Source organism: Brotaphodocola sp., from assembly GCF_050873365.1.
GTDB lineage: Bacteria > Bacillota > Clostridia > Lachnospirales > Lachnospiraceae > Brotaphodocola.
Window position 1 is genome coordinate 1 of sequence record NZ_JBNMIQ010000029.1, and the last position, 16,755, is coordinate 16,755.

Annotated in this window: 13 protein-coding genes, 4 tRNA genes and 1 riboswitch; of the genes, 16 read left to right on the forward strand and 1 reads right to left on the reverse strand. The window is 47.7% G+C overall.

The features are described 5' to 3' along the window. Positions 1-254: 254 nt before the first annotated feature. The 13 genes from ACR0QT_RS11720 (at position 255) to ACR0QT_RS11780 (ending at position 13,079) form a co-directional block, all read left to right on the forward strand. Positions 255-327: transfer RNA gene (locus ACR0QT_RS11720), tRNA-Asn, on the forward strand. A gap of 26 nt (positions 328-353) precedes the next feature. After that, a tRNA-Glu gene (locus ACR0QT_RS11725) sits at positions 354-425 on the forward strand. A gap of 21 nt (positions 426-446) precedes the next feature. After that, positions 447-520: transfer RNA gene (locus ACR0QT_RS11730), tRNA-Ile, on the forward strand. Between the two features lie 31 nt (positions 521-551). Then, positions 552-625, forward strand: a tRNA-Asp gene (locus ACR0QT_RS11735). Between the two features lie 156 nt (positions 626-781). Then, on the forward strand, positions 782-1,198 hold the full coding sequence (locus ACR0QT_RS11740) for a DUF3783 domain-containing protein (protein ID WP_432630942.1): 417 nt from the start codon (positions 782-784) through the stop codon (positions 1,196-1,198). Then, on the forward strand, positions 1,167-2,513 hold the full coding sequence (locus ACR0QT_RS11745; RefSeq protein WP_432630943.1) for an ABC transporter substrate-binding protein: 1,347 nt from the start codon (positions 1,167-1,169) through the stop codon (positions 2,511-2,513). The genes ACR0QT_RS11740 and ACR0QT_RS11745 overlap by 32 nt, the downstream gene beginning before the upstream one ends. After that, on the forward strand, positions 2,500-4,224 hold the full coding sequence (locus tag ACR0QT_RS11750; protein ID WP_432630944.1) for a cache domain-containing sensor histidine kinase: 1,725 nt from the start codon (positions 2,500-2,502) through the stop codon (positions 4,222-4,224). Before ACR0QT_RS11745 ends, ACR0QT_RS11750 begins: the two co-directional genes overlap by 14 nt. Continuing rightward, positions 4,199-5,734, forward strand: coding sequence for a response regulator transcription factor (locus tag ACR0QT_RS11755; RefSeq protein WP_432630945.1), 1,536 nt, complete (start codon positions 4,199-4,201; stop codon positions 5,732-5,734). The genes ACR0QT_RS11750 and ACR0QT_RS11755 overlap by 26 nt, the downstream gene beginning before the upstream one ends. Positions 5,735-6,205: 471 nt before the next feature. After that, positions 6,206-6,436, forward strand: coding sequence for an HPr family phosphocarrier protein (locus ACR0QT_RS11760; RefSeq protein WP_432630946.1), 231 nt, complete (start codon positions 6,206-6,208; stop codon positions 6,434-6,436). 164 nt (positions 6,437-6,600) lie between these two features. After that, positions 6,601-7,908: an ATP-binding protein gene (locus tag ACR0QT_RS11765; RefSeq protein WP_432630947.1), complete on the forward strand. Its 1,308-nt coding sequence runs from the start codon at positions 6,601-6,603 to the stop codon at positions 7,906-7,908. A gap of 185 nt (positions 7,909-8,093) precedes the next feature. Continuing rightward, positions 8,094-8,233: riboswitch (SAM riboswitch) on the forward strand. 98 nt (positions 8,234-8,331) lie between these two features. Further along, the gene (gene metK, locus ACR0QT_RS11770) at positions 8,332-9,519 is read left to right on the forward strand and encodes a methionine adenosyltransferase (protein ID WP_432630948.1); all 1,188 of its coding nucleotides are present in this window, start codon (positions 8,332-8,334) and stop codon (positions 9,517-9,519) included. Positions 9,520-10,170: 651 nt separating this feature from the next. Then, positions 10,171-11,370: a MalY/PatB family protein gene (locus ACR0QT_RS11775; protein WP_432630949.1), complete on the forward strand. Its 1,200-nt coding sequence runs from the start codon at positions 10,171-10,173 to the stop codon at positions 11,368-11,370. A gap of 185 nt (positions 11,371-11,555) precedes the next feature. Then, the gene (locus ACR0QT_RS11780) at positions 11,556-13,079 is read left to right on the forward strand and encodes a 4Fe-4S dicluster domain-containing protein (RefSeq protein ID WP_308451359.1); all 1,524 of its coding nucleotides are present in this window, start codon (positions 11,556-11,558) and stop codon (positions 13,077-13,079) included. A gap of 286 nt (positions 13,080-13,365) precedes the next feature. Here ACR0QT_RS11780 and ACR0QT_RS11785 read toward each other — a convergent pair whose 3' ends face one another. After that, positions 13,366-13,857, reverse strand: coding sequence for a VanZ family protein (locus tag ACR0QT_RS11785; protein WP_432630950.1), 492 nt, complete (start codon positions 13,855-13,857; stop codon positions 13,366-13,368). Positions 13,858-14,119: 262 nt separating this feature from the next. Between ACR0QT_RS11785 and ACR0QT_RS11790 the strand changes: the two genes are divergently transcribed. The 3 genes from ACR0QT_RS11790 (at position 14,120) to scfB (ending at position 16,725) form a co-directional block, all read left to right on the forward strand. Next, positions 14,120-14,677: a VanZ family protein gene (locus ACR0QT_RS11790; protein WP_432630952.1), complete on the forward strand. Its 558-nt coding sequence runs from the start codon at positions 14,120-14,122 to the stop codon at positions 14,675-14,677. Between the two features lie 386 nt (positions 14,678-15,063). Beyond that, complete coding sequence (gene scfA / locus ACR0QT_RS11795) at positions 15,064-15,210, forward strand: six-cysteine ranthipeptide SCIFF (RefSeq protein WP_177978829.1); 147 nt, start codon at positions 15,064-15,066, stop codon at positions 15,208-15,210. Positions 15,211-15,324: 114 nt separating this feature from the next. Continuing rightward, positions 15,325-16,725 carry a thioether cross-link-forming SCIFF peptide maturase gene (gene scfB / locus ACR0QT_RS11800; protein ID WP_432630954.1) on the forward strand — a complete coding sequence of 467 codons (1,401 nt, stop codon included), beginning with the start codon at positions 15,325-15,327 and terminating at the stop codon, positions 16,723-16,725. Positions 16,726-16,755: the final 30 nt, after the last annotated feature.

Below are 16,755 nucleotides of genomic sequence, written 5' to 3' on the forward strand. Positions count from 1 at the left end.
TCTATAAGGGGTCACCTCCGTAACATTAAACTTTGGTCGGTAAAATGATTTGGGAGGCTTCTTATAGATGTATTTTATTACAACAAAAAGAATGTTGGAAGTATGTTTTTCAACACACCCCAACATTCAGTATAGAACCACTTTTTTAAAAAATAAAAAAAAACTTTGAAAAAAGTGTTGACAAAATAAATAATCTATCATATAATAACCTCGTTGTTCACGACAACACAGCAACAAAGAGCAATACAGAGTATTCCTCGATAGCTCAGTCGGTAGAGCACGCGGCTGTTAACCGCGCTGTCGTAGGTTCAAGTCCTACTCGGGGAGCTAGGTCCATGGAGACCAGAAATTTCGGCCCCATGGTCAAGCGGTTAAGACATCGCCCTTTCACGGCGGTAACACGAGTTCAAATCTCGTTGGGGTCACTTGGCAATGCCAAAGAGTGCGGACCTTTAGCTCAGTTGGTTAGAGCAACCGGCTCATAACCGGTCGGTCCTGGGTTCGAGTCCCCGAAGGTCCATTGCAACCGCAAACAAACAATTTTATAATCTGGCCTGGTGGCTCAGCTGGTTAGAGCGCCGCCCTGTCACGGCGGAGGTCGTGGGTTCGAACCCCATCCGGGTCGTTTTTGAAGAGTCTGGAGTTTCCTGATGGAAATTTCAGGCTTTTTGTGTTACCATAAAAAGAGCAATGACTCGTCGGCTTCGTGTGATTTTTGCAGAACCGGTGAGTGGATGTATGGGGCAACAAATAAATTTGGGAAGAGTGTTGGAGGAAAGAGATGGCAGTGACGAGAGGCAGTAGAGAGACGGTTCTGTATTATTCCCCTGCGGGAAACAAGAATGCGACAAAGTTGAAGGGTGTACTTGTGCGGATGGGAATCCGGATTCGCAATGTGAGCGAGGAGCAGTTTGGCGAGACGATCGGATCTCTTCTCGGTCTTGAGGGATTTCAGACAGAAGATGGCAAGGTGCAGACGGATTCAGCTGTGGGAGCGATCGATCAGGAAGTTCTCGTCATGCACAATTTTTCGGGAAGCCGACTCGATGAACTGCTTCTTGGAATGCGCCGTGCAAAAGTCCAGAAGATCGATTTAAAAGCGATTGTGACGGAGAGCAACGTCGGATGGAGCTTTTATCATCTTTATGAGGAGATCGGCGCAGAACATGAGAGAATGCATCAGAATACAGAGCAGTAAGCGGGCACAGAGCAGAGAGCAGATACAGCACGGGAAGCAGATACAGCACGGAAAGCAGATACAGCACGGAAAGCGGATGGGAAAACGATTTGGCAGAAGGCTTTTTGGCGCGTTGATGCTTCTTGTCGTCGGTGCGATGCTCACTTCCTGTGGCGGTGAGGAGGAAGTCGTGCCAAAGGCGAAGACACGGCTGGTTCTCTGGCATTACTGGGACATTCCGGCGATGCGCCAGAAGCTGACCCAGCTTGCGGATGAGTACAATGCGTCCCAGGATGAGGTGATCATTGATCCGGAGTATGTGCCGGATGAGGATTTCAGAAAGACACTTGCACTTGCAAGTGAGGATGGGAAAGTTCCGGATCTGATTCTCGCGGATTGCAGTGATATCCGGTATTTTGAGCGGATGAGTCCGCTTGTGGATCTGTCGGAGGTCATCGACTGGGACGAGTATCTCGATCAGGCTGTGGAGCTGTGTGAGGCGGAGGATGGCACAATGATCGGATTTCCGTTAGGTTTAAACTGTCTGACGCTCTATTACAACAAGGGAATTTTACAGCGTTCCGGTGTGAAGCCTCCGGAGACATTTGAGGAGTTTTTGAGTGCCGCAAAGACGATGACGAGTGGACAGATTTATGGATGTGGGTTTGCCGGGCTGATCAGTGAGGAGACGACATACAGCTTTCTGCCGATCATCTGGGGATTTGGGGCGGATATGAAGAACTTGAATACCCCGGAGGGAGAGCAGGCCTATCAGTTTTTGAGAGAACTTGTGCAGAGTGGGGCAGTCAGCCGAAGCACGGCGAATATGACAATGTCGGATGTGGCGCGCCAGTTCAGCAAGGGAAATATCGCGATGATTTTTGCGGCATCCGGAAAGATGGAGTATTATTTTAAGCAGAATCCTCAGCTGCGCTATGGACAGATCCGGATTCCGGGTGCGACGGATCGGACGAGTGTGATTGGCGGAGAGGTTCTTCTTGTGCCGGATCAAAAGAACCGGGAGAAGGCAGTTGACTTTGTCCGTTTTCTCTCACAGCCGGAGCAGATGAAATCGTACCTGGAATCTGCCGGATATTTGGCACCGCGCCGGGATGTACTCGAGTGGCAGATGGAGAAGAATCCGGAGAGAAGAAAGGATCTGTATGGTCTCAAGCATGCGAGAATCAGGGAGAGGGTCGAGTACTGGCCGGCGATCTCAATCGCGCTTGCAGAGACGGTGAATCAGACAATTTTGCAGAAGGAACCACAGGATTCCTGGAAGAAACTGGCAGATCGAATTGCTCAGATCAGGGAGGAATATCATGAGGGGGAATAATCGATCACTTCGCAGTTCACTGGTGATGGCAGAGACTATCACCATTGTTCTTCCCCTGTTGATTCTGATTTTTGTGATGCAGGCGAGAATCGGGGAGATTTTAAAGTCGAACGTTGAGACGGAGATGCAGAGGGAGATTGAGACGGCGGATCAGATGCTCAACATGATGATGGAGCGCTATGACAGTGTGCTCTCCGATTTCTGTACCGATGAGGATCTCGTCGTTCTCGTACAGCAGATCAACAATAAGAGGGATGTGCTTGATGCAAACAGTAATCAGATTCGCCGTCAGTTAAAACGCCTGTGCAACCGAAATGAGGAAGTGGAGGGCGTGACGCTTGTGACGGCGGGCGGACAAAAGTATTTCTATGACCGCGTCAGTGCCTCTTCGATGGACAGCACATGGGCGGGGCATCTGGTGAAGCCGGATATGGACGGCGGAGTTCATTTTCACGGTGGCGTGAGCCTTGACCAGAGTGAAGATGGAAGTGGACATCTGCTTCAGATTGCACGCAAGATTGTTGATTACCGGGATATCCACCGCGATTTGGGAACCGTGATTCTGAGTTTTGATCAGGAAGTGCTCTGGGAGGCGATTCCATCGAAGCCTGAGTCAAGACTTTATATCTGCGAGGGAGATCAGATTATTGCGTCGGAGAATCGGGAGGAGATCGGAAAAAAAATCTCAGAGATTTCGACGTCCGGAATCAGTGTCCTGAGCACAGACAATGCGGTGACAGGCTGGAGACTCTACGATTACTATTCGATGAGAGAGTTTTCGCGACTGATCAGCCATCAGACAACGCTGATGATGGTGATGACGCTCGGATTTCTGATTGAGGGAAGTATCGCGGTTTACCTGATCTTTAAGCCGATCTTTCTTCAGGTCAAACAGATTGAGTCGGCGATGATCGATGTCGAGAAGGGAGATTTCTCTGTTCGCGTTCCCAGCAATGGCAAACTTCCACGTGAGGTGGTCATGATTGTCAGTGGATTTAATAAGATGGTGGAGAAGACCGGAGATCTGATTGAGAAGCTAAAGACCTCGGCGGAAGAACAGCGAAATGCTGAGCTCTCCGCGATGGAGGCACAGATTGACCCGCATTTTCTCTACAACACGCTCGATACGATCAACTGGAAGGCGATTGAGCGCGATGAGTACGAGATCAGCGGAATGGTCTGCGCACTCGCGGATATTTTGCGCTACTCGATTCGGAATCCGGGAGGACTTGTGTCGATTGGGCAGGAACTCTACTGGCTGAGCCAGTACACGATGCTTCAGAAAGAGCGAATCGAGCAACCGCTCGAGGTGGAGACGGATGTCCCGGAGGAGTTGAAAGGATGTCAGATTCACAAGATGCTTCTTCAGCCGTTTGTGGAGAATGCGATCAAGCATGGCGGGTATCAGAAGGAAGGGGTGTGCCGTCTGACGATCCGAATTCGACGGATTGAGGATCAGATTTATATCATGATCCGGGACAATGGAAAGGGAATCCCGAAGGAGACGCTTCGGATTCTCAACGATCCGACGAAACGGATGGAGGGGCATGTCGGGATTTACAATGTGAGAAAACGACTCGAGTTGTATTATGGGGAAGATGCAACTTGTTATTTTGAGAGTCGTCCGGATATCGGAACGACAGTGCATCTGTTTGTGAAAGCAATCCGGGGGGAGGAAAAAACAGATGAAGATTGCAGTAGTGGAAGATGAGAGCTCAATCCGCAACGGTCTGGCGAAGATTATCAAAAAGCTGGACCCGGAATATGAGCTTGTTGGGACAGCGGGAAACGGACTTGAGGGACTGCATCTTGTGCAGAAGACGGAGCCGGATCTCGTGATTATGGATATTGAGATGCCGGAGATGAATGGGCTTGATATGCTCGAGCATCTCCGAAAGGACGGATATACGGGGCGGGCTGTTGTTCTGACTGCGTATTCGGATTTTGACTATGCGAAGCGGGCAATCGGCATGAACATTGACAATTACCTGCTCAAGCCGATCAAGATTCAGGAGCTTCGGGAGACGCTCTGGAACATCCGAAATGCGCTGGAAAAGGAGAGAGGAATCGAGAATATGCAGGAAAAATTCCTCTCGCTTCCCCAGATTTTTAAGGGCTGTATGCTGGCGGAAGTGCCGGTCGATGAGGAGCTCAACAAACTGACTCTGCGGGAGTACGGGCTTGACATCAAAGACCCTCTCGAGGTCTTCTCCATCTGGATGGGGACGAATTATGACCGTCAGGTGTCAAAGGTCAGACAGATTGTGGAGACGTACACGGGGCGGGTTGCCGACTACTCGAGTACAATCATTGAGTCGGTGCGTCAGCATCAGATTCTCGTCATTCTCTATCATTGTCAGAATAGGGAAAAGATTCAGAAGAGGTATGTCGAAATGCTGATTCCGGCGATCTGTCGGGCACTCAGCCCGATTCCGGTCTTTCTCTGGACGCAGAGTGAAGGGATGGCAGGGCTTCAGGAGGCCTATGAAGAGCTGATTACCGACCGGGAATGGAACTTGAGTTTTCCGAGGGGAACGCTTCTGACGAGGGAAAATCTTCGCCAGATGCATCCGGTTCCGCTCAAATATCCGCTTGAGGTGGAGGAGAAGATGCGCAAGATGATCACAGAGCGCAATCAGGAGGGATTCTTGGAGGCGCTGGAACAGTTCATCCGCATGTACCGAAATGGAAGCTGTCACCCGAATGAGATCCGTGAGGCCTGTATCCGTTTCAGCATGGCAATCCTGAACCTTGCAAAGACGCTCGGGAGGACAGCGGGACTTGGCTCGGCGCAGGAGATCGTCGGCTCGATCACGCAGGCAGTGACATGGAATGAAATTCGCGCAATCATGGAACAGCTCTATGAGAAGACGGCAGTGGCGGAGAAGAGTGAGACGGTCAGCGACCTCGTTCACCGAGCAAGACTTCTGATTGAGGAGTATTACAGCCAGGGAATCACGCTCGAGGAGCTCGCGCAGAAGCTGAAAGTCTCAGACGAGTATCTGAGCAGTCAGTTCAAGAAGGAAACCGGAATGTCGTTTACCGAGACGGTTCGACGTTATCGAATTGAAAAGATTAAGGAACTGCTTCTTCATTCAAAGCTCAAGCTGAACCAGATTGCGGACATGGTGGGGTATTCCGACCCGAAATACATGAGCAAGGTGTTTAAGGAGGAGGTCGGAGTCCTTCCAGCAGAATTCCGGAAGAACTTCTCTTCTTAGAGCTGTTTGATCACGTTTTTGTTTGTGTGGAAATGAAAATTTTCCTCCTGAATTTTATCCAAATGGGGGCGGAGGAGGAAAAAATTGATTTGGAAGCGGTTACAAATGGGAAAATCAGGTGTTTTTGGCGACATTTTCTGACATAAATTGACGAAAAATCTTAAATAGTTACTCCTTTTTAAGAAATTTCCTCTTTCCAGAATATTTTAGCGTGATAGAATATCCATAGACGGTAAGGAGAGATCAGAGAGATACCGAATTCCAGATGAGCAGGATGCAAAGTCCAGAAAAAGGATAAAAGAGCTGGATCGGATCTGATGAAAGCACTTTCCGCGATGAATAAACAATGTATAGAATATGCACAGAATGAAAAATCAACCAGAATGACAATCCGAGTGAGGAAGACGAATAGAACGAAAAAATCTGGTTAGACTGTCAGATAAGAAAACCAAAAAGGAGAATGAGTTTATCATGAGCGAAATGAACGTAACCTTTAAGAATCCGAACGATGTTCTTGATTTTATCAGCAAAGTAGAGAAGTATCCGTACAACATGGATCTGAGTCGCGGAAGCATTGTTGTGGATGCAAAATCTCTTCTGGGAATCATGAATCTGGGATTCAACCACATCGTGAACTTAAAGGTTTACGCAGACCATTGTGAGGATCTTCGCAGTGACATCAAGCAGTTCCTTGCAGCATAAAAAACGCAGTTATTTATTAACAAGCCATTATCAATTTATTGTTCCCCATACTGAGCAGGATAGTGAAAGCTATTCTGCTTCTTTTCTTTTGCGCGTAGATGTGCTAAACTGTTAAAAGTTTCTAGCGAAAAAAGTGAGTAGAGACAGGGACGGAGGAGAGAGAAATGTACAAAATTGTTTCCAGACTGCTGATTTACGGAGATATGCCGAAGGATTCCATTCTGATGGAGCTTGCGGATATCACGAGAAAGATGGATGACAAGAGCCAGACGAAAGAGGAGCTTGTGACCCGCGTATTTACCCAGATGAAACATCTGCTTCAGGTTGCGACGGATTATGGATTTGACAAGAATCTGTGGCACAACTATTTGACATTTCTGCTGATCACGAATGAAAATCCGTTCAGCATTACCTGTGAGAAGGTAGGAGCAAGCGATGGAAGCGTCAATGCATTCGCAAAGGGCGATTTCCGCGCATTTATGGATCTGTTTGCCTATGATTTCGGACCGCTTGAGGAGTATCTCGGAGTCGACTGTTTCTCCCGCATTTCCAATTATAAGGCGATCGGCAAGAAAGATCTGATGTACAACAAGAACGTCAGCGAGAAGGTTCAGGCACTCAGCGAGAAGCTCGAGCAGGCGCAGAACGAGGATATGTTTTTTGATGCAGTGACCGGATTTTACAAGGACTACGGTGTCGGCATGTTCGGTCTGAACAAGGCATTCCGAATCCAGTCGGATGAGAGCGGAGTGGCGAAGTTCTGTGCAATCAACAACATGGATACCGTTATGCTTGACGATCTGATCGGTTATGAGATCCAGAAGAAGAAACTTGTCGACAATACGCTCGCCTTCGTTGAGGGTAAGAAGGCAAACAACGTGCTTCTGTTCGGTGACAGCGGAACCGGAAAGTCCACGAGTGTCAAGGCGATTGTCAATGAGTTCTATGGTCAGGGTCTGCGCATGATCGAGATCTACAAGCATCAGTTCCGCGACCTGTCCTCCGTGATCGCACAGATCAAGAACCGCAACTACCGTTTCATCATCTATATGGACGATCTGTCTTTCGAGGAGTTTGAGGTGGAGTATAAGTTCCTCAAGGCTGTCATCGAGGGTGGTGTGGAGACTCGTCCGGACAACATCCTGATCTATGCAACCTCGAACCGTCGTCATCTGATCAAGGAGAACTGGAGCGACCGCGATGACGTGGAGAGCGACAACGGCATGCATCGTTCCGATACGATGGAGGAGAAGCTGTCCCTCGTAAATCGTTTCGGTGTGACGATCAACTACTCAAAGCCGACCCAGAAGGAGTACTTCGGAATTGTCATCGGACTTGCAAAGAAGGCAGGACTGACAATCAGCGACGAGGAGCTGTGTGCAGAGGCAAACAAGTGGGAGTTAAGCCACGGCGGAATTTCCGGACGTACCGCTCAGCAGTTCATCAACTACCTGATCGGAACCCGTTCCTAAGAAAAATAAGAAAAAATCGGTTGCCGTTTGTGCGATGCATGAACGGTAACCGGGAGGTTCTTGTGAATTGTGACCGTATTGATTTTCAAAGGTCGAAACTGCGAAAGATTATCCTTGACAGTGATATGGGAATCTGCTAGTATTATTCACGGAACAATCTAAATAACAATCGAAAAGTGCGTAATCCCTTATTCAGAGTGATGGAGATACAAAGGATCTATGAAGTCACGGCAACCCCGAATGAAATGTCTGAACCTCCAAGCGGTGCGATCAGGCAGGAGCGTTGGGAAGGTGCCAACCTGAGCGAGAAATCGAGCAATAAGAGGATTTGATGTGCAAAGAATATCAAGTCCGCAGTATGATTGCTACGGACTTTTCTTTTGTTTTCAACAAAGTTTAATATTTTAACGTAGGAGGATTTTCATGGAAAAGTTACTGTTTACATCTGAGTCTGTAACCGAAGGCCATCCGGACAAAATGTGCGATGCGATTTCAGATGCGATTCTGGATGCTCTGATGGAGAAGGACCCGATGAGCCGTGTAGCATGTGAGACTTGCTGTACGACCGGTCTTGTCATGGTAATGGGAGAGGTTACCACAAATGCATATGTCGATATTCAGAAAATTGTTCGTGAGACGATTCGTGAGATCGGATACGACCGTGCAAAATATGGTTTTGACTGCGATACCTGTGGCGTTATGGTTGCACTTGACGAGCAGTCTTCCGATATCGCTCTCGGTGTTGACAAGGCACTTGAGGCAAAGGAAAATGCAATGGATGATGATGCCCTCGATGCAATCGGTGCAGGAGATCAGGGTATGATGTTCGGTTATGCTTCTAACGAGACTGAGGAGTACATGCCGTACCCGATCGCTCTGGCTCACAAGCTCGCAAGACGTCTGACCGAGGTTCGCAAGAACGGAACTCTTCCGTATCTTCGTCCGGATGGAAAGACTCAGGTAACCGTAGAGTACGATGAGAACGGCAAGCCGATCCGTCTGGATACCGTTGTTCTTTCTACCCAGCATGATGAGAATGTAACCCAGGAGCAGATCCATGAGGATATCCGTAAGTATGTATTCGATGTAGTTCTTCCGTCCGGAATGGTAGACGAGAACACGAAGTACTATGTAAATCCGACCGGCCGTTTCGTAATCGGTGGACCTCACGGAGACAGCGGTCTGACCGGACGTAAGATCATCGTAGACACCTACGGTGGATATGCTCGTCACGGCGGTGGCGCATTCTCTGGAAAGGACTGCACAAAGGTAGACCGTTCCGCAGCATACGCAGCTCGTTATGCAGCAAAGAACCTTGTTGCAGCAGGACTGGCTGACAAGTGCGAGATCCAGCTTGCATATGCAATCGGTGTTGCACATCCGATGTCTGTTCGCGTAGATACCTTCGGAACCGGAAAGCTCAGCGATGAGAAGCTGGTTGAGATCGTTCGTGAGAACTTTGATCTGCGTCCGGCAGGAATCATCAAGATGCTCGACCTTCGTCGCCCGATTTACCGCCAGACCGCAGCTTATGGCCATTTCGGAAGAACCGATGTTGATCTGCCGTGGGAGAGACTGGATAAGGTAGAGGCTCTGAAGAAGTATCTGTAAGATTGTAAATCCGATCGGATGCTGGTGCTTTTATTTTATACGCTCTGCGAGCATTGGATTAAGGCTGTAAAGTAAAAGGTAAAGTAATAAGAAACGTAATAAAAGTAAGAATTATGGCAGGAAAAGTCTGAGGGCTTTTCCTGCTTTTTTAATTTAGTTTTATTTGTATGGATTGTGTGTATATGTGTATATGCGGGGCGCCGACGGTGAGTAAAGTCGTGCAACCGCGCTCTCGCTCCGAGTTCGACGCAGTGGTGCGTAAGATCGCAAAATACGCGATCTAAACACCAGCGTCTCACACGGGGTTGACACGATCTTTCTCACCTTACGGCGCTAAGCTCATGTGTTGTATAAATGGAAGTGGAGTTTGTTGATACTTTGCATTTTAAATTGGCAAAATCTGTTCCCATTATTGTGTCATATGGGATTTTTATATCTGTGAGAATAACCATTACAGCGCAGGTTTATTGTACTTATATTTGCTTGGAATTAAGGCGTATTTATTGTGTGTATATTCGGCTGGATTTCGTGGAGGAGATGTGATAACGTATAATGGAATGATAAAAAAATATATAACTCAGAATAGATGTCCTCTTTGGTGAGGATATTAATTGGGGTTGGGGTACTCGTGGCGAAGGAGGAGAAAAGACGATGAAATACGATTTTATGACCGTGATGGATCGGCATGGAAAAGATGCGATTGCAGTGGATTTGCTTGGAAAAGAGGGGGCTCCGGGGGCGCCGAAGGAGGGCTTTGATGCGATCCCTATGTGGGTGGCAGATATGAACTTTGCGACAGTTCCGACTGTTCAGCAGGAGATGATTGAGCGGGCAGGTCATCCGGCATTTGGATATTTTGATCCGAGAGAGGAGTATTTTTCTTCGATTATCAAGTGGCAGGAAACGCGAAATGGAGTGAAGGGACTTGAGAAGAAACACATCGGATATGAAAACGGTGTGCTCGGCGGACTGATCTCTGCGGTCTCAGCATTCAGTGCACCGGGGGATGCGATTCTGCTCCACAGCCCGACTTATATCGGATTTACAAGATGTATTGAGAATTCAGGACGTAAGATTATTCTCTCTCCGTTAAAGAAAGATGAGAATGGAGTCTGGCGGATGGATTATGAGGATATGGAGACGAAGATTCAGAAGAATCGAATTCATCTGGCAGTTTTCTGCAATCCACATAATCCGTGTGGTCGTGTGTGGGAAAAAGAGGAGATTGAGAAGGCAATGGAAGTGTACAAGCGCAATTCCTGCATCGTAATTTCCGATGAAATTTGGTCAGATCTCATGATTAATGGAAGTAAACATACGCCAACCCAGTCGGTCAGCGAGGATGCGAGAAATCGAACGATTGCACTCTATGCGCCATCGAAAACATTTAACCTTGCAGGCCTGATTGGTTCCTATCACATCATTTATAACGACTATCTGAGAGATCGTGTTCTGGCACAGAGCAGTAAGTGCCATTATAATGAGATGAATCTGATGAGTATGTATGCCCTGATTGGAGCTTATCGCCCGGAGGGATATGAGTGGGTCGATGAACTGTGTGAGGTATTGTCCGAGAATGTCAATTATGCGTGTGACTATATTTGGGATCATTTCGACGGCGTGGAGGTGTCTAAACCGCAGGGAACTTACATGCTGTTTCTCGACTGTACGAAGTGGTGTGAGAAGCACCAGAAGAGCCTTGATGAACTGCTCCGGGCTGGCTGGGATGTCGGTGTTGCATGGCAGGATGGACGTCCATTCCACGGTTCTTGCAGTATCCGCATGAATTTAGCATCCCCGAAGAGCCAGATTGAGAAGGCATTTGAGCGTTTAAACCAGTATGTATTCTAATTCAGCTGTTCTCTGATGTGTATTTTTGAGAACAATGAGAAAAATTGTCATTTACTGTTTGATTTTTTACTTTCCACTGATATAATACAAATGAGAAAAATAATCGTTAAAAAATAAACATGAGTAACTGTGAAGGTATTGAACAGTTACGAACAGGGTCAATTATCAGGAGGAGAGAGAAGAGAATGAGAGGAGTCGAGACACGAATCCAGGAAATCCGTCATAGAATATTCAGAGAGGTAGCCCGCATGGCTTATCATACCGAATGGCCGGTAGACAAGCGCATTGAGGAACTGCCGTACAAGATCATTCCGGGTGAGGTAGGAAACTTCCGAAATGATGTATTTCTGGAGAGAGCAATCGTTGGAGAGCGTCTTCGTCTGGCAATGGGTCTTCCGGCAAGAGGCGCAGCAGAGCATGCACCGATTTCTGACAACATTGAGGCAGCTGACCGTCCGGAGACTTACTACACCCCGCCACTGATCAATGTCATCAAGTTTGCATGTAATGCTTGTGCACCGAAGCGTGTGACGGTGACAGAGGGATGTCAGGGATGTCTGGCACATCCGTGTGTAGAGGTATGTCCGAAGAATGCAGTCAGCCTTGACCGCACAACCGGTCGTTCCCACATTGATCAGGATGCCTGCATCAAGTGTGGTCGCTGTGCAACCGTCTGCTCTTACAATGCAATCATCGTTCAGGAGCGTCCGTGTGCCGCTGCCTGTGGAATGGATGCAATCGGATCTGATGCAAATGGCAAGGCAGATATCAATTATGAGAAGTGCGTATCCTGTGGTCAGTGTCTTGTAAACTGCCCGTTTGGAGCAATTGCGGACAAGTCCCAGATCTTCCAGGTTATCCGTGCAATTCAGTCTGGTGAGCGGGTTTATGCAGCGGTTGCGCCGGCATTCGTAGGTCAGTTTGGACCGAAGGTAACTCCGGGAAAACTGCGTGCAGCAATGAAGGCACTCGGATTTACGGATGTATTTGAGGTTGCAATCGGAGCGGATCTGTGCGCAACTCAGGAGGCAATTGACTTTGTAAATGAAGTTCCGGAGAAACTGCCATTCATGGCAACTTCCTGCTGCCCGGCATGGTCAATGATGGCAAAGAAGCTCTTCCCGAAGAATGCAAACAGCATCTCGATGGCATTGACTCCGATGACTCTGACGGCAAGACTGATCAAGCGTCATAATGAGAATGCAAAGGTAGTCTTCATTGGACCGTGCGCAGCAAAGAAGCTTGAGGCAATGCGTACCGATATTCGAAGCGATGTGGACTTCGTTCTGACCTTTGAGGAGATGGCTGGCGTCTTTGATGCAAAGCATGTAGATCTCGAGACGATCGAGGAAGATCCGAACGGTGTCAACGATGCTTCGACCGATGGACGTAACTTCGCAGTTGCAGGTGGTGTTGCACAGTCTGTTGTCAATGTCATCAAGGAGAAGTTCCCGGATAGAGAGATCAAGATCGCAAATGCAGAGGGCCTGAAGGATTGCCGAAAGCTGTTGACGATGGCAAGTGCTGGAAAGTACAACGGCTATCTGCTTGAGGGTATGGCATGTCCGGGTGGATGTGTGGCAGGTGCAGGTACGATGCAGCCGATCAAGAAGTCTCAGGTTGCAGTCAACCAGTACGCTTCCAAGGCAAACCACAAGACTTCCAACGAGACCGAGCATGTAAAAGAGCTTGATAAGCTGGTAGATTAATTTGAATTTATTTTAGAATTGCAAATAGCCGGGAATGAGATAGGCGAACAAAAGAAATCATATAAAATGGGGCGGGAGATTCGATTTATGCGAATCTCCCGCCCTGTTTTTTTGTGAGTAGGATTGATATTAAGGGGCTCCGACGACGAAATAAGTCCTGCAAACATGCTTTCGCTCCGGGTTCAACGCAACGGTGCGTAAGGTCGCAAAGTACGCGACCTAAACACCGACGTTTCACACGGGTTTGCAGGATCATTTTCGTCTTACGTCGCCCTGCTACGCATAATCAGGCATTTTTCTTAAAAAGAGTACTGGCGATCAGTGAGAGTGTAACAATCGATGAGCCGATGCTGTCGATCATGACATCGGTGACTCTCGCGGAGCGGTCCGGGACGAAGTACTGGTGAAATTCATCGGTGCAGGCATAGCAGACTGTGATCAGAAATGCTGTCAGCGCCCATCTCTTTCGTGGCAGTTTGCGCGGGGAGAGACCGAAGAGAACGGTCAGATAGAGGATCGTGTACTCGGTCACATGGGCGGTTTTTCGTAGAAGGAATTCTAAGCGGGCAAGCAATAAGAGATTCGGTTCTGCATTCGGATCACTCGGGAAAAAGCGAGAGATCGCAAGCAAAATCTCGTGAAGAAGAGATCCGCTCAGTTTAGAAGAATCTTCACCCGGTTGACTGGAAAAGAAAAAGATAAGTCCAGCCATGATGAGGGCAGGAATCCAGAATCGGAATTCCGAGAATGTTAAAGTTCTTTTTTTATTTGTTGTCATGAAAATCAAAGTCCTTTCTTTTTATCCATATACAGCAACAAGACGTTATCGATCATGCCTTGCACAAACTATAATGGATTTTTGTACAGCAACAACATTATAGCATGGATTACAGAAATGTCTTCTTTTTTCTTGCGTTCCGCTGGCTGGTATGATAGGATGAGTTACAGTTTTCGGGAAATGTTGGCAGGGCATAGGAATATGCCAAGGCACATTCTTTTTGTGAAACCGCTAGTCGGATGAAGCAATAGGAAAAATGGATATGAAAGGCAAGGTGGAAAACATGTGGAAGTATGTTTGGAAAGATATTCTGGAGCAGGCGTGTTTTCTTCCTGTAACGGCTGTTTTGGCGCTGATTTATTATAGTCTCAGGCGGTCGATTGTTAAGAGAAGAGGAATGTTAAACCAGGAAACGAAACGACAGCTTTTTTGGAAAGCGTGTATGGCAATGTATCTGATGATGCTCGTTCAGATCACTCTTCTTGAGCGCGAGGCTGGATCGAGAACAAAGGTCAGCCTGGAACTGTTTGAAACTTTTGGTGGTCCGATGGCAAATGCTTTTGTTGTAGAAAATGTCCTTCTTTTTATGCCATATGGATTCCTCCTTCCTCAAATTTGGCGAGGTCTTGGTAAAATGAGGATTTCCCACCAAATGCTTGTATGTACAATAATTGGATTTTTCAGCAGTTTAATGATTGAATGTACTCAGCTTGTGACACAGAGAGGATTTTTTCAGGTCGATGATATTATGACAAACACAATCGGAATGGTCTGTGGCTGGCTCGTTTACCAGATTGCTCAAAAAATGTTATTTAAGTAATAGATTCATTTTATTATGTTTGTAATTTTTTTCATGGTATATTGTTTTTATCAGTATTATCTTAGCGACGAGGGCGAAAAAGATCCTGCAAACCCGTGTGAGACGCCGGTGTTTAGGTCGCGTACTTTGCGACCTTATGCACCGTTGCGTCGAACCCGGAGCGAGAGCGAGTTTGCAGGATCTTTTTCGCCATGAGGAGCGTATGGAGAAATACCTGACCCTAGACAAAGCATCACCAGGTTTGCAGGACTTCAGCAGGACTTCTTTCGTCATGAGGAGCGTATAAGAGAATAACCTCACCGCAACTTTACACTTGCACGCCTCGGGCAGATATGATATAATCTGATAGAATTGCAATACTTGAACGAATATAGGAGGCGAGAGATATGAAGCACGTTAAGACTTTAACCAATAAGACCCTGAAGGAGTCCATGAAGAAGGGCGGATGTGGAGAGTGCCAGACTTCCTGCCAGTCTGCATGTAAGACTTCCTGCACCGTAGGCAACCAGGCTTGCGAGAACGCAAACAGATAAGACTGCCTGAAGTTTCAGGTGTCACAACGCGATAAGGCGGATGAGAAAGACCCCTATTGATGTATGATGATAGGGGTCTTTTGCGTGCCGTTCAGAATAGTAAGGAGAATATAAGTGATTCATCAGTATAAAAATAATGGTTACAACATCGTGATGGACATTGCCAGCGGATCGGTTCATGTTGTGGACGATGTGGTTTATGATGCGATTGCCATGCTTGAGCCGGCAATGGGCGAGATTGAGTCCGCAATGCCGATTCCGGCAGAGGCTCGTGCAGAGGCAAAGCAGAAGCTGTCTGAGGCATATCCGGAGGCAGATGTTGAGGAGGCTCTGAGTGAGGTTCAGGAGCTGATCGACGCAGAGGAACTGTATACAAAGGACATTTATCACAACTATGTGACCGATTTCAAGAAGAGAAAGACCGTCGTAAAGGCGCTGTGCCTGCATATCGCGCATGACTGTAATCTGGCATGCCGTTATTGCTTTGCGGAGGAGGGCGAGTACCACGGTCGTCGTGCTCTGATGAGCTTTGAGGTCGGCAAAAAGGCTCTGGATTTCCTGATCGCGAACTCCGGAAACCGCAGAAATCTGGAGGTCGATTTCTTTGGCGGAGAACCGCTCATGAACTGGAACGTGGTCAAACAGCTTGTTGAGTACGGTCGTTCCCAGGAGGAGGCACACAACAAGAAATTCCGTTTCACTCTGACAACAAACGGTGTACTCTTAAACGATGAGATCATGGAGTTCTGCAACCGTGAGATGGCAAACGTTGTTCTGAGTCTGGACGGACGAAAAGAAGTCAACGATCGCATGCGTCCGACAAGAAACGGTCACGGAAGCAGTTACGACATCATCGTTCCGAAGTTCCAGAAATTTGCAAAGAGCCGTGAGGACAGAGATTACTATGTGCGCGGAACCTTTACCCGCAACAACCTTGATTTCAGCGAGGATGTAAAGCACTATGCTGATCTCGGATTTGAACAGCTCTCTATGGAGCCGGTTGTCGCAGCACCGGAAGAGCCGTACTCAATCCGCGAGGAGGATCTCCCGCAGATTCTTGAGGAGTACGATCGTCTGGCAGTAGAGTATTTAAAGCGCAAGAAAGAGGGAAAAGGATTCAACTTCTTCCACTTTATGATTGATCTGTCTCAGGGACCGTGTGTGGCAAAGCGCCTCTCCGGTTGTGGTTCAGGAACCGAGTACCTTGCAGTCACTCCGTGGGGAGATTTCTATCCGTGCCACCAGTTTGTAGGCAACGAGAAGTTCCTCATGGGAAATGTGGATACCGGAATCGTTCGCGAGGACATTCGCGACGAGTTCAAGCTCTGTAACGTATATGCAAAGGAAAAATGTCGGGATTGCTTCGCTCGCTTCTATTGCAGTGGCGGATGTGCAGCAAACTCCTACAATTTCCACGGAAAAATCACGGACACTTATGACATCGGATGCGAAATGCAGAAGAAGAGAATTGAGTGTGCGATTATGATTAAAGCTGCACTCGCTGACGAGGACTAAAGAATTGTCAGTCGGAGCAGTCGCCGTGGA